The organism is Sphingobium sp. B2D3A, from assembly GCF_025961795.1.
In the GTDB taxonomy this organism is placed as follows: domain Bacteria; phylum Pseudomonadota; class Alphaproteobacteria; order Sphingomonadales; family Sphingomonadaceae; genus Sphingobium.
This window is the reverse complement of sequence record NZ_JAOQOI010000001.1, coordinates 1,823,252-1,837,031: the sequence shown is the minus strand read 5'-3', so window position 1 is coordinate 1,837,031 and position 13,780 is coordinate 1,823,252. Positions and strand designations below refer to the sequence as shown.

General features: G+C 65.6%; 8 protein-coding genes. 5 read left to right on the top strand and 3 right to left on the bottom strand.

Annotation, left to right across the window (positions count from 1 at the left end):
- Positions 1-42: 42 nt before the first annotated feature.
- Entirely contained in the window at positions 43-2,712 is a 2,670-nt protein-coding gene (locus tag M2337_RS08550; protein ID WP_264569874.1) for a glycoside hydrolase family 3 C-terminal domain-containing protein, read from the top strand.
- Here the strand turns inward: M2337_RS08550 and M2337_RS08545 are convergent.
- Together M2337_RS08545 and M2337_RS08540 are read right to left on the bottom strand one after the other, a co-directional pair.
- On the bottom strand, positions 2,696-5,062 hold the full coding sequence (locus M2337_RS08545) for a glycoside hydrolase family 95 protein (RefSeq protein WP_264569873.1): 2,367 nt from the start codon (positions 5,060-5,062) through the stop codon (positions 2,696-2,698). The genes M2337_RS08550 and M2337_RS08545 overlap by 17 nt on opposite strands.
- A gap of 19 nt (positions 5,063-5,081) precedes the next feature.
- Positions 5,082-6,743: a glycoside hydrolase family 43 protein gene (locus tag M2337_RS08540; RefSeq protein ID WP_413716193.1), complete on the bottom strand. Its 1,662-nt coding sequence runs from the start codon at positions 6,741-6,743 to the stop codon at positions 5,082-5,084.
- Between the two features lie 260 nt (positions 6,744-7,003).
- Between M2337_RS08540 and M2337_RS08535 the strand changes: the two genes are divergently transcribed.
- The 4 genes from M2337_RS08535 to M2337_RS08520 all read left to right on the top strand — a co-directional run bounded on the left by M2337_RS08535 (position 7,004) and on the right by M2337_RS08520 (position 12,246).
- Positions 7,004-8,116, top strand: coding sequence for a glycoside hydrolase family 43 protein (locus M2337_RS08535; RefSeq protein WP_264572216.1), 1,113 nt, complete (start codon positions 7,004-7,006; stop codon positions 8,114-8,116).
- A gap of 5 nt (positions 8,117-8,121) precedes the next feature.
- Entirely contained in the window at positions 8,122-9,570 is a 1,449-nt protein-coding gene (gene xylB / locus M2337_RS08530) for a xylulokinase (protein ID WP_264569872.1), read from the top strand.
- Positions 9,571-9,598: 28 nt separating this feature from the next.
- Positions 9,599-10,909, top strand: coding sequence for a xylose isomerase (gene xylA / locus M2337_RS08525; protein WP_264569871.1), 1,311 nt, complete (start codon positions 9,599-9,601; stop codon positions 10,907-10,909).
- A 263-nt stretch (positions 10,910-11,172) separates the two neighbouring features.
- Positions 11,173-12,246: a LacI family DNA-binding transcriptional regulator gene (locus M2337_RS08520; RefSeq protein WP_264569870.1), complete on the top strand. Its 1,074-nt coding sequence runs from the start codon at positions 11,173-11,175 to the stop codon at positions 12,244-12,246.
- Positions 12,247-12,307: 61 nt separating this feature from the next.
- Here M2337_RS08520 and M2337_RS08515 read toward each other — a convergent pair whose 3' ends face one another.
- Positions 12,308-13,726, bottom strand: a complete 1,419-nt coding sequence (locus M2337_RS08515; RefSeq protein WP_264569869.1) for a sugar porter family MFS transporter — start codon at positions 13,724-13,726, stop codon at positions 12,308-12,310.
- Positions 13,727-13,780: the final 54 nt, after the last annotated feature.

Genomic DNA, 13,780 nt, shown 5'->3' with positions numbered 1-13,780 from the left:
CCTTCCCCATCCTTTCGCCGATTCAGACGCTGGAGACAGATCATGACCGCCGCTCCCTCCCTACGCGCCCTCATTCTCGCCGGTGCTGCAGCGTTCGCCTTGCCGCTGGCCGCTCAGACGGACGACGCCGGCACGGTCATGGCGCAGTCGGAGCGGCAGGCGGCGGAGATCGTGGCGGAGCTCACGCCGCAGGAAAAGGCGGACCAGCTTCTCAACGTGGCGCCCGCGATCCCGCGCCTTGGTATTCCCGGCTACAACTGGTGGACGGAATCGCTGCATGGCGCGATGGGCACGCTGCCGACCACCAACTTCCCCGAACCGATCGGCCTCGCCGCCACCTTCGATGCGCCGCTGGTCCATGATGTCGCCAACATCATCAGTGTCGAAATGCGCGGCCTGCACACGCTGGCGCGGCAGACCGGACGCCTGGGGCGCATCGGCACGGGGCTGGACACATGGTCGCCCAACATCAACATCTTCCGCGATCCGCGCTGGGGGCGCGGGCAGGAAACCTATGGCGAGGATCCCTTCCTCACGGCCGAGATCGGCAAGGCGTTCATCACCGGCATGCAGGGGCCGGCCCCGGCACGGCCCAACATCATCGCGACGCCCAAACATTATGCCGTGCACAGCGGCCCGGAATCGACGCGCCATCACGCCAATGTCTACGTCTCTCGCCATGATATGGAGGACACCTATCTGCCCGCCTTCCGTGCCGCCATCGTGGACGCCCAAGCGGGATCGATCATGTGCGCCTATAACCGCGTGAACGGGCAGCCGGCGTGCGCCAGTGACGAGTTGCTCAAGACACACCTGCGCGATGCCTGGGGCTTCAAGGGCTATGTCGTCTCCGATTGCGATGCGGTGACCGATATCAACCGCAATCATCATTACGCGCCGGATGCCGCCACCGCCGTCGCCGCCGCGATGCGCGCGGGAGTCGATAGCGAGTGCAATGGCGCGACGCTGAGCGACACCGCCGGGCTTGGACAGCCCTATCTTGATGCCTTGAACCGCAATCTCATCACCCAGAGCGATGTCGACACCGCGCTCGTGCGGCTGTTCTCCGCACGCCTGCGCAATGGTGACCTGCCCGGTCTTGCGCCGCGCCCGGCCATCGCACCATCCGTCATCTGCGCGCCGGACCACAATGCGCTGGCGTTGAAGGCCGCCGAAAAGAGCCTGGTGCTGCTCAAAAATGATGGCGCGCTGCCGCTCAAGCCCGATGCCCGCATTGCCGTCATCGGCCCGCTGGCGGATGCCACCCGCGTGCTGCGCGGCAATTATTCTTCTACGCTCTCCGGCCCGCCGATATCCGTGCTGGAGGGGCTTCGTCAGGCGATGCCGGGCGCGACGATCCACCATGCCCCCTTCGCCGAGACCTTTACCGACGGCGACCGCGTACCGACAACGGCGCTCGTCGCGCCGGATGGCAAGCCGGGGTTGCTGGCGCGCTATTATAATCCCACGCAGACGCCGCCGGCCCGCTTCGCGCCGGGCACGTTCGACAGCGCAACCAAGGCGATGACCTTCCAGACCAAGCCGGTCGTGACCCGCAGGGAGGCCGATGTGGCCGGGCGCAGCCTCGATCTGGCGAACGTCTCCGACCATCACCGCGTGGTCTGGACCGGCTTCCTCGTGCCGCCGGAGAGCGGCACCTACCGGCTCGGCCTGTCCGGCTCCAACGGCGAGATGCTGCTCGTCGGCAAGCCGTTCGTGGACCTCAAAAACTCGCGCTGGAACAGCCTGCCGACGATGAAGACGCTGACCTTGGAGAAGGGCAAGCGCTACCCGATCGAGATCATGATGACCTCGCACATCAATACCGGCATCGACCTGATGTGGAAGCGCGTTTCGCCCGATGCCGATGCGGCGCTTGCCGCTGCTGCGGCGCAATCGGACGTGATCGTCGCGGTCGTCGGCCTCACTTCTGATCTCGAAGCCGAGGAAACGCCGGTGAAGGTGCCGGGCTTCGAGGGAGGCGACAAGACCACGCTCGATCTGCCTGCCGAGCAGCTTGACATGCTGGAAAAGGCCCGCGCGCTGGGCAAGCCGCTGGTCATCGTGGCGATGAACGGCAGCCCGATCAACCTCGCCTGGGCGAAGGACCATGCGGCGGGCATCGTGGAGGCCTGGTATCCGGGGCAGAATGGCGGCCTCGCGGTCGCCAATGTCCTCTCCGGCAAGACCAATCCCTCCGGGCGCCTGCCCCTCACCTTCTATCGCAGCGTGGATGAGCTGCCGCCCTTCGGCGATTACAGCATGGCCGGCCGGACCTATCGCTACTTCACCGGCACGCCGGTCTATGGCTTTGGCTATGGGCTGAGCTACACGCAATTCGCATATGAGCCGCTGCGGGTGCAGACTTCCGGCGATGCCGCGCAAGGCGTGCGGGTCTCGGCCACCGTGCGCAATAGCGGGCAGCGAGCGGGCGAAGAGGTGGCGCAGCTCTATCTCGATTTCCCGGATGTGCCCGGCACCCCGCGTATCGCCTTGCGTGGCTTTCAGCGCGTGGAGCTAAAGCCCGGTGAATCCCGCCAGATCAGCTTCGATCTCTCGCCGCGCGATTTGAGCGCGGTCTCTCTGGAGGGCGTGCGGCAGGTCTTCCCCGGTGCGTATCGCGTGTCGGTCGGCTCGGCTCAGCCCGATAGTGGCCTGCCGGTGCAAAGCGCGGACTTTGCCATCGCCACCGGCGTCACCCTGCCGAAATAGGCGGGAGGCCCAGCCAGCCGCTCACGTCGACCTGCTGTGGGCGGCTAGCCGTCAGCCGCACGATCACGCGCTGGCTGCCGAAGCGGACGGTCCGCTCAGCATCGATCGCGCTGGTGAGTGTGAGCGTGCGCGGCCGGGACTGCGCCCAGCTGAAATCGACGCTGCAGGCGCCCCGCGCCCGCAGCCCCCGCACCGCGCCGGTCGGCCAAGCCGAGGGCAGAGCCGGCAGGAGATGGATCTCGTCGCCCCGGCTGCGCATGAGCATATGCGCGATGCCAGCGGTGCCGCCGAAATTGCCGTCGATCTGGAAAGGCGGATGGGCATCGAACAAATTGGGATAAGTCCGCTCCGGTCCGAGAAGAAAGCGCAGGATGCGGTGGGCGCGGTCGCCATCGCCAAGCCGCGCCCACAGGTTGATCCGCCAGGCCGTCGCCCAGCCCGTTCCGAGATCCCCGCGCAATTCCAGCGAGCGGCGCGCCGCCGCCGCGAGCGCTGGCGTGTCGTCCAGATCGATCTGCTGGCTCGGGAACAGCCCGTAGAGATGCGAGACGTGGCGATGGTCCGGCTCGGGCGCCTGCGCATCCCAATCCTGCTGCCATTCCTGCAACTGCCCTTGCGCGCCGATGCGATCCGGCGCGAGACGGCGACGCAAGGCGCGAAGCTCCGCCGCGAACGCGCTGTCGATGCCGAGCAAATCGGCGGCCTGCGCTGTCTGGTCGAACAGGTCGCGCAAAATCTGCTGGTCCATCGCCGGCCCGGCGCAGATCGCGATGTCGCCATGATGGGCGTTCTCCGGAGAGAGCGACGGGCTGGTAACGAGAGCGCCGGTCTCGGGATCGACCTGCAGCGTATCGACAAAGAACAGCGCCGCCCCGCGCATGAGCGGATAGACATCGCGCAGGAAGGTCTTGTCCCGCCCATAATCCCAGTGATCCCACAAATGGGTGCACAGCCACGCCCCGCCCGTCGGCCACAGGCCCCAGCGCGCGCCATCCACCGGCGCGGTGGCGCGCCAGATGTCGCTGTTATGATGCGCCACCCAGCCGCGCGCACCATACATCTCCCGCGCAGTGCGGGCGCCGCTCTCCGCCAACTCCCGCACCATCCGCACCAGCGGCTCGGTGCATTCGGGCAAGGCCGTGATCTCGGCCGGCCAGTAATTCATCTGCGTGTTGATGTTGATCGTGTATTTCGATCCCCAAGGCGGATCGATGCTCTCATTCCAGATGCCCTGCAGGTTCGCTGCCTGGGAGCCGGGGCGCGACGAGGCAATCAGCAGATAGCGCCCATAATTGAAGTAGAGCGCCGCCAGGCCGGGGTCATTGCGGCTCTGCGCGGCGATCACGCGCTCATCGGTGGGCAGCGCGCCGGCGCTGTCATCGCCAAGGTCGATCTCGACGCGGCGATAAAGCTGACGGTGAGCGGTGACCGCTTCGCTGTGCAATTGATCGTAACTGCGTGCCATCGCATCGACCATCCAGTTGCGCACGAGCGCATCCGGGCCGCCTGAGACATCGTCGAAACGGCGAAAGCTCGTCGCTATCGCGATAAGCACCGTCACTGCCCGCGCGCCACGCAACGCCAGATGATCGCCCTGCGCGGTGAGCGAGCCGCCTTCCGGGATCACGCGCACCAGCCCTGCCAGCTTCAGCGCACCGTCGACGCCATGCGCGCCACGATTGCGCCCCCGGATGAGCAGCAGCCCGTCGCGAGCCTTCACCTGCGCCTCCTGCGCCGGCGCAAAGCCGATATCGAGATCGAGCGACGCCGGGCCATCAACCTCGTGGCGCAGCACGATCATCTGACGGACAGGGGACGCGAAGACCGTGCGGCGGTGACGCGTGCCCGCCAGCGTGAACGTCGTCGTTGCCGTGGCGCTGTCGAGGTCGAGCACGCGCCTATAATCGTCAGGGACTGTAGCGGACGCGGCGCCCGGCAAGCTGAGCAACAGATCGCCGAAGCTCTGATAGGCCATCTGCTGGACCGGCTGGCCGATCAAGGTGCGGTTCGCGAGGTCATGCGCCTGCGCGTAATCTCCCTGCGCGATCAGCCTGCGCACCTCCGGCAAGGCGGCACGGGCAGCGGGATTGACCGGATCATAAGGCCCGCCGGACCATAAGGTATCCTCGTTGAGTTGCAGCCGCTCGGTGCCGACGCCGCCGAACACCATCGCGCCGATCCGGCCATTGCCGACCGGCAGGGCCTGCGTCCATTCTGTCGCCGGGCGCCGATACCAAAGCCGGTCGCGCAAGGGTCTGTCGCTCTCGGACGCGGCCACGGCGGCGCCCGGCAAACAGGCATTGGCGGCGAGCAGCAGCGAGCCTTCGAGCACATCGCGGCGCGTGACCATCGCTCAGCGGTCCTTTCGGCTAGCGGGTCCAGACATAAGGCCCCACGATGGTGCCGGTGAACCCGCCGGCATCCTGTGTGCTGAGGAACCGGGCATCCAAATCCGCCGCGAGCCGGCCCATGCCCCCTGCCCCGGCATAGTGGAAGGACATGGTCCCCCCGTTCGCGCGGATCGTCAAAGTCATCGGGCTCCGGTTGGCGATAGGCGCGGAGGCGACCAGCTGCTCCTTCCCTTTGGCGCGAGTATACAGCGTGATCGCATCCTGGCCGTTCAGGCGCGTAAGGCCGAAGAACAGCCAGGCATCGTCGCTTTGCATCGCGGCAAGGCCGGCGCGGTCGCCTTCCTGCTCCGGCGAGAAGGTCACGACCGTGCGCATCGTCGCGACATGATGCTGCTGGCGCCGCCCGAGGAAGGCGGGCGTTCCGGCCTTGTCACCGAGCGGTGCGGCGCTGGCCAGCACCAGATCGCCACGCTCCAGCCGATAGAACGGGTGATCCGGCGTGCGGACGCCAACCCATTGCATGGCCAGCTGGTCGCCCTCGAAGCTGTCGGCATACGCGAAATCGCCGCTGGTCGGCAGCGGCGGCCGGACCTGTGGAGACAGCGCGGGCGCCTTGGGCGCGAACGGAATCGTCTCGCCATGCGGCAGGATGACCGGCCAGCCGTCTTTCCACTGGACCGGCAGCAGGAAGGTCTCGCGGCCGATATTGTAATAGTTGTCGGCATAAGGCCGCACCGCCAGAAAGGTTGCCCACCAGTCACCTGCCGGGGTCTGGACGAGCTTGGCGTGGCCGGCGGAGGTGATCGGATCGAGCCGCGCGGGGTCGAGGTCGCGCTGGGTGAGGATGGGGTTATCCTTGTGCGGCACATAAGGTCCGCGCAGCTTGCGGGAGCGGAACACCACCTGCGAGTGATCAACGCTGGTGCCGCCTTCGGCCGCAGTCAGATAATACCAGCCATCCTTGCGCAGAATATGCGGCCCCTCGATCCAGATCGGCTTCTTGCTCAGGTCCACCCCGCCATTGACGAGCTGGGTGCTCGGCCCGACCATCTTGCCGGCCCGCCAGTCATATTCCTGAATCCAGATCGCGCGGTGCCCCTCATAGCGCGGCGTCTCATCCGGCCCGCGATTGTTGACGATATAGGCCTTGTCGCCTTCCCAATAGATCGACGGGTCGATCCCCTCGAACGGTAGCCAGATGGGGTCGGACCAGGGGCCGGCAGGGTTCTTGGCGGTGATGACGAAATTGTCCCGGCATCCCACGCAGGTGTTGACGATGTAGAAGGTGCCATCATGAAAGCTGATGTCCGGCGCGAACACGGCCTCGGACACGCCCCGGCCGGCAAGGTTGAGCTGATCTGGCCGGTCGATCGCATTGCCGATCTGCGTCCAGTTCACCAGATCCTTCGAATGCCAGACCGGAAGCCCCGGAAAATGCGCGAAGGATGAGGTGACGAGATAATAATCATCCCCCACCCGCGTGATCGAGGGATCGGGATAATAGCCTGAGAGGATGGGGTTGCGGTAGGCGCCGGGCTTGACCGTTACCTGCTCGATGGACTGGCCGTCATAATCGAAGCTGGCAAAGCGGGCCTCCGGCCCTGCCCATGCCGCCGCGGGCATCAAGGCCAGCGCTGCGGCCATCCACCCACGCGCCCACAGTCCCGCCGCGATCTCCATTGTCCCTCTCCTTTTGGCGCCACGCTGATCCTGTGCGGATTCGCTGCCCTGAGCCATAATGGTAGCGCTCCCATTTCTTCTTGCCCAGCCCTGTTTATCTGCAGGAGCACCTATCCTCTTTCAAACAGGACAAAATCATGCGCGAGCGGAATCCATTTGACCGCCCTACATCCATAATGGTAGCGCTACCTTAACGACGCCACATCGTCATAAGCGGCGCGCAAGATAAACGAAGGAGAGCCCCCTTGTCGAAAGTCCCGATGTTCCGGACCAGCTTTGTCGTGCTTGGTCTCGCCACCGCCCTTTCCGCCTGCTCCTCGGATGAACCGGCCGCTGCAAACAATGGCGCGACTGGCGCGGCCCATGAATCGGATGGCATCTCAGCTGACGGCAAGCGCTTCCTCTCCCAGCCGCTCGTGACGGAGATTTTTACCGCCGATCCTTCGGCCCATGTCTTCAACGGCAAGATCTACGTCTATCCCAGCCATGATGTCGACGCCGGCATCCCGGACGATGACCTGGGCAACCAATATGCCATGCATGACTATCACGTGCTGGAGATGGACAAGATCGGCGGCCCGGTGAAGATCGGCCCGGTCGCGCTGGACGTGAAGGATGTGCCCTGGGCAGCCAAGCAGATGTGGGCACCCGACGCCGCGTTCAAGAATGGCACCTACTATTTGTACTTCCCGGCCAAGGACAAGGACGGCATCTTCCACATCGGCGTGGCGACCAGCAGCACGCCCATGGGTCCGTTCAAGGCCGAGCCCAAGCCGATTACCGGCAGCTTCTCCATGGACCCCAATGTGTTCACGGACACGGACGGGACCAGCTACATGTATTTCGGCGGCATCTGGGGCGGCCAGCTGCAGAACTGGGCCAAAGGCAAATATGATGCCGCGGTCGGCGTGACCGACCTCAAGGCCGACGACCAGCCGGCCCTCATGCCCAAGGTCGCTAAAATGTCGGCCGATATGAGGAGCTATGCCGAAGCGCCGCGCGATGCCGTGATCCTCGACGAAAAAGGCAAGCCGCTGCTTGGTGGCGACCATGATCGCCGCTTCTTCGAGGGCACATGGATGTACAAGCGCGGCGACACTTACTACCTGACCTACTCGACCGGCGACACGCACTTCCTCGTCTACGCCACGGGCAAGACGCCTTATGGTCCGTTCACCTATCGCGGCAAGATCATGGAACCGGTGCAGGGCTGGACCACCCACCATTCCATCGTGGATTGGGGCGGCAAGACCTGGCTCTTCTATCATGACACGCAGCTGAGCGGCAAAAACCACCTGCGCAACGTGAAGGTCACCGAGCTGACCTTCAACGCCGACGGCACGATCCAGACGATCAATCCGTTCCGCGACTGACCGGCATGTTCCTCGGCATCGACATCGGCACCTCCGGCGTGAAAGCGGTCGTCATCGACCAGCATGGCGCCGTTGTCGGCCAGGGAACGGCAGCGCTCACCGTGCAGCGGCCGCAACCGCTCTGGTCCGAGCAGGACCCGGCCGCGTGGTGGGCTGCGACCACCGCAGCGGTGCAGGCCATCGACCCCGCCGTGCGGCGCGCCGTGCTGGGCGTCGGGCTCGCCGGCCAGATGCACGGCGCCACGCTACTCGGCGCCGGCGACCAGCCGCTGCGGCCGGCAATCCTGTGGAATGACGGGCGCAGCCACGCCGAATGCATCGCGCTGGAAGACAAGACCGACGCATTCCGCACGATCGGCGGCAACATCGTCATGCCCGGCTTTACCGCGCCCAAGCTCGCCTGGGTCGCCCGGCACGAGCCGGAGACCTTCGCCGCCACACGCACCGTGCTGCTGCCCAAGGACTATATCCGCCTGCAAATGACCGGCGACAAAGCCACGGATATGTCCGACGCTGCCGGCACCTTGTGGCTGGATGTCGCCGGGCGGCGCTGGGCGGAAGCACTGCTGGACGCGACCGGCCTCAGCCTTGCGCACATGCCGGCGCTGTACGAGGGCACGGAGCTGACCGGCACGTTGCGGGCGGATGTCGCTCAGCTTTGGGGCATGTCCCCCGTTCCGGTTGCCGCGGGGGGCAGCGACAATGCCGCCGGCGCTGCGGGCATCGGCATCGTCAGCGATGGCGACGGGCTGCTTTCCCTCGGCACATCGGGCGTAATCTTCATCGCCAACGACCAGTTCAAACCCAATCCAGACCGAACCGTGCACGCCTTCTGTCACTGCCTGCCTGCACACTGGCATCAGATGGCCGTGCACCTGTCGGCGGCGTCGTGCATAGACTTTGCTGCACGCCTCTCCGGTGCAGCCGGCGCCGCCGACCTCTTTTCCCGCGCGGAGTCCGTTGGCCCCGCGTGCGGACCGGAACTCTTCCTCCCCTATCTCTCAGGCGAACGCACACCGCATAACGACCCGCAGGTGCGCGGCGCCTTCCTCAATCTCGATCATGATAGCGGGCCGGAGCGGCTGGCGCAGGCGGTGCTGGAGGGCGTTGCCTTTGCCTTTGCCGATGGGCTGGATGCGCTGCGCGACGCCGGCAGCGATGTGCAGGAACTGGCCGTGATCGGCGGCGGCGCGCGGTCGCGCTATTGGGGCCAGATCATCGCCGCTGCACTCGGCACGCGCCTGAATTACCTCAAGGGCGGTGAAGTCGGTCCGGCGATGGGCGCGGCCCGCCTGGCGCAGATCGGCGTAACCGGCGGCGCACCCGCCGACATCTGCACGACGCCGCCGATCGCCCATGTGATCGAGCCCGACCCGCTGACCGCCGAACGACTGGCGCCCAAGCGCGAGGCCTTCCGCCGCGCCTACCCGGCCATTCGCGCCGCACAGAGCTGAGATTCTTGAAACCGACAGGGAGCGCCTGATGGCCACCGACTATTTCGCAGACATTGCCCCCATCGCCTATAAAGGCCCGGATACCGACGACGAGCTGGCCTATCGCTGGTATGACAAGGATCGCGTCGTGCTCGGCAAGCGGATGGAGGATCATCTGCGCTTTGCCGTGTGCTTCTGGCACGCATTCTGCTGGCCGGGCTCGGACGTGTTCGGCGCCGGCACCTTCAACCGCCCCTGGCATGCTGGCGCCAATGACAGCGCGGCCGCCCATCAGAAGCGCGCGGTCGCCTTCGATTTCTTCAAGAAGCTCGATGTCCCCTTCTACTGCTTCCACGATGTCGACGTGATGGCGCAGGCCGAAGGCGTGGCCGAGCATCGCCGCCACCTCGCCGAGGCCATCGATCATCTGGAGGAACTGCAGGCTTCGAGCGGGCGCAAGCTGCTGTGGGGCACCGCCAATCTGTTCGGCCATCCCCGCTTTGCTGCCGGCGCCGCGACAAATCCGGACCCGGAAGTCTATGCCTTCGCCGCCATGCAGGTGCGCGATGCGCTGGAGGCGACGCATCGCCTGGGCGGCGTCAACTATGTGCTGTGGGGCGGCCGTGAGGGCTATGAGACGCTGCACAACACCAACTTGAAGCGCGAGCTCGATAATTTCGGCCGCTTCCTGACGCTGGTGGTCGAGCACAAGCACAAGATCGGCTTTTCCGGCACGATCCTCATCGAGCCCAAGCCCCACGAGCCCACCAAGCATCAATATGATTTCGATACGGCCACCGTTTACGGCTTCCTCAAGCGCTATGGCCTCGAGAATGAGGTGAAGGTGAATATCGAGGCGAACCATGCGACGCTCGCCGGCCATACCTTCGAGCATGAGCTGGCCACGGCAGCGGCACTGGGTGTCTTCGGGTCGATCGACGCCAATCGCGGCGACCATCAGAATGGCTGGGATACCGACCAGTTTCCCAACTCGGTGGAAGAACTGACCGTGGCGATGATCGAGGTGATCCGCGCCGGCGGCTTCACCACGGGCGGGTTCAACTTCGATTCCAAGGTCCGGCGCCAGTCGATCGACCCGGTGGACCTGTTCTACGGGCATATCGGCGGCATCGACACGGTGGCGCGTGGCCTGCTGAATGCCGCCGCGATCATCGAGGATGGCCGCATCGATGCCCTGCGCAATCAGCGCTATGCGGGCTGGGATGGCCCGCTCGGCAAGGAGATCGCCGCGCTCGACCTCGCCGGGATCGCCGATCTGGCCGTGACCCGCGCGCTCGACCCCAAGCCTGCCTCCGGCCGGCAGGAGCGGATCGAAAATCTCGTCAATCGCTTCATTTGAGCCATGCCGGACCCGGGCGCTTCCTCTTCGCCGGGTCAGGTTACTGATGAGGTGGTCGCTCCGGCGGCCACCTCTTTTTTTGCTATCTTGTCGCCCAGGCGCTAACGAAACCGAAATTGCCGTGCCCCTAGATCGGTACGACGAGACGATAACGACGCGGAGCCAAAGCAAGATCGCCCCCTTCATCTTATCTGTTGCGGTGACCGCACGATATTGGGAGAGGTCTCGCCCGGTTCCGGATAGGAAGGCGAACAAGTCAGGCGATGGTCACCAACCGCAGTTCCCGCTCGTCCCGTCGGCAGAGCTCTGGCCCCAAGATCGAGGATGTCGCCCGCCTGGCCGGCGTTTCGCCGATGACCGTGAGCCGCGTGATCAACAAGGGCACCAACGTCCGTGAGGACAAACGCCTGGCGGTCGAGGCCGCGATCGCGGAGCTGAACTACGCGCCCAATATCGCCGCTCGCACGCTTGCCGGCGGGGAGGACACGCGCATCGGGCTGCTCCACTCCAACCCGAGCTTTGCCTATCTCAGTGAGTTTCTGGTCGGCATATTGGCGGAGACCAGCCGCACCGGCGCGCAGTTGATCGTCAAGGAGTGCAATGAGGAAGGCGCAGAGGACAAGGCCATCGAAGCGCTGCTCAAGGGCCGGGTGGATGGGATCGTCCTGCCCCCGCCGCTGAGCGATTCCCCCTCCGTCCTTGCCGTGTTGGAAGGCGCCGGCGTGCCGGTCGTCGCGGTCGCCACCGGGCGCGCGCCGGACTGGGCGCTCTCGGTGAGCATCGATGACAAGGCGGCGGCCCACGCCATGACCGATCACCTGATCCTGCTCGGGCATCACCGCATCGGCTTCATCACCGGCCACCCCAACCAGACGGCCAGCGCCGAACGGCTGGAGGGCTATCGCTCCGCGCTGGAGAAGCACGGCATTGCGCCGCAGCCCGAGCTGATCGAGCAGGGCTTCTTCACCTTCCGCTCCGGCTTGGAGGCAGCCACGCGCCTGCTCGACCTGCCCGAGCCGCCGACGGCGATCTTCGCTTCCAACGACGATATGGCCGCAGCTGCGCTGACCGTCGCGCACCGGCGCGGCATCGATGTGCCGCAAATGCTGACCATCTGCGGCTTCGACGATACCGCTCTGGCGCTCACCAGTTGGCCGGAGCTGACCACGATCCGCCAGCCGATCACCGATATGGCGCAGCAGGCGGTGGCGCTGCTGACCCGGGAAATCCGGATGCGCAACGCCTCATCGAAGGGCGTGGACCACCCGCATGTCGTGACGCCCTACACGCTGATTGCGCGCGAGAGCGACGGCCCCCCGCCCCAGCCCAAGCCCTGAAAAGCGAACAGCCCGGCGACGCCTAAGCGTGACCGGGCCGAGCGTGCTGTCGGGTGAGCGATCAGCCTTCCATCTGCTCCAGTTCCCGTCCCTTGGTCTCGCGCACCATGGCGCGGACGAAGAAGAAGGAGACGGCGGCAAAGAAGGCATAGCCGAAATAGGCCACCGCAAGGCCGGGGCTGATGACCAGCGAGGGGAAACTCACCGAAACGAGAGCGTTCGCCAGCCACTGCGCCAGCCCCGCCACCGCGAGGCCCGAGCCGCGGATCTGGTTGGGGAACATCTCGCCCAGCATCACCCACATGATCGGCCCCCAGCTCAGGTTGAAGAAGATCACGTAGAGATTGGCCGAAATCAGCGCGATGATGCCATTGCTGCCCGGCAGCACCACGCCGCCATCGGCGCCCGTGACCGCCGTGGAGAAGGCATAGGCCACGATCGCCAGCGTGACGGCCATGCCCGCCGATCCAAAAAGCAGCAGCGGCTTGCGGCCGATCTTGTCCACCAGGAACATGGTGGCGATGCAGGCGCCGATGGAGAGCACGCCGGAGAGGATGTTGGTCTGCAGCGCATAATCCTCCGAGAAGCCGACGGCCTCCCACAAGGTGGCGCCATAATAGAAGACCACATTGATGCCGACGAACTGCTGGAAGATCGCAAGGCCGATGCCGGTCCACACGATCGGCCGGATGCGCCCGGTCGTCTTGTCGATCAGGTCGGAAAGGCGGGGGCGATGGTGATCGGCAGCGAGGCTGTCGCGGATCTCACTCACCTTGCGCGTCGCTTCCTCGGGGCCGAACAGCCGCGAGAGAACCGCATGGGCGCGCTCTTCCTTGCCCTTGACCACCAGATAGCGTGGGCTTTCGGGAATGATCAGCAGCGCCAGGATGTAGATGGCCGCCGGGATCGCCTGCAGCAGAAACATCCAGCGCCACGCCGGCAGATCGAACCACAAGGTCGCCGTCGAGCCGCCGGCATAGCGCGCCAGCACGAAGTTGGCGACGAATGCTCCGGTAAGGCCGGTGATGATCATCACCTGCTGAATGCTGGAGAGGCGCCCCCGGATCGAGGCTGGCGTCACCTCGGAGATATAGACCGGCGAAATCACGCTGGCCGCGCCGACGCCGAGGCCGCCGATGATCCGCGCCACGATGAACATCGCCGAAGACCCGGCCGCACCGGCCAGAAGCGCGCTGATGAGGAAGAGCAGGCCGGCCAGCATCATCACGCCGCGACGGCCAATGAGGTCGGACATGCGCCCGGCGAGAAACGCGCCCAGCGCGGAGCCGACCAAAATGGCGCCGACATTGATGCCGATGCCCAGCGCGCCCAGGTCAAACGCGGATTCCAGCCCCTTCTGGGTGCCGTTGATCACGCCGGAATCATAGCCGAACATGAAGCCACCAATGGTGGCGATGGCCACGATGGCGAATATGAACCCGATGTTGGTTCGCCCGATGGCGTGCGTTTCAGCGCTCATGCCGAGCCCCTCCTCTCTCTCAAAAATTCTGCCGACTCCAGCCGAGGCCGGGAC

What these genes read in the sequence shown, in the direction of transcription:
- M2337_RS08540 (WP_413716193.1), bottom strand. Translation starts at nt 6,743, where the DNA reads ATGGAGATCGCGGCGGGACTGTGGGCGCGTGGGTGGATGGCCGCAGCG.
- M2337_RS08520 (WP_264569870.1), top strand. Translation starts at nt 11,173, where the DNA reads ATGGTCACCAACCGCAGTTCCCGCTCGTCCCGTCGGCAGAGCTCTGGC.
- M2337_RS08535 (WP_264572216.1), top strand. Translation starts at nt 7,004, where the DNA reads ATGTTCCGGACCAGCTTTGTCGTGCTTGGTCTCGCCACCGCCCTTTCC.
- xylB (WP_264569872.1), top strand. Translation starts at nt 8,122, where the DNA reads ATGTTCCTCGGCATCGACATCGGCACCTCCGGCGTGAAAGCGGTCGTC.
- xylA (WP_264569871.1), top strand. Translation starts at nt 9,599, where the DNA reads ATGGCCACCGACTATTTCGCAGACATTGCCCCCATCGCCTATAAAGGC.
- M2337_RS08550 (WP_264569874.1), top strand. Translation starts at nt 43, where the DNA reads ATGACCGCCGCTCCCTCCCTACGCGCCCTCATTCTCGCCGGTGCTGCA.
- M2337_RS08515 (WP_264569869.1), bottom strand. Translation starts at nt 13,726, where the DNA reads ATGAGCGCTGAAACGCACGCCATCGGGCGAACCAACATCGGGTTCATA.
- M2337_RS08545 (WP_264569873.1), bottom strand. Translation starts at nt 5,062, where the DNA reads ATGGTCACGCGCCGCGATGTGCTCGAAGGCTCGCTGCTGCTCGCCGCC.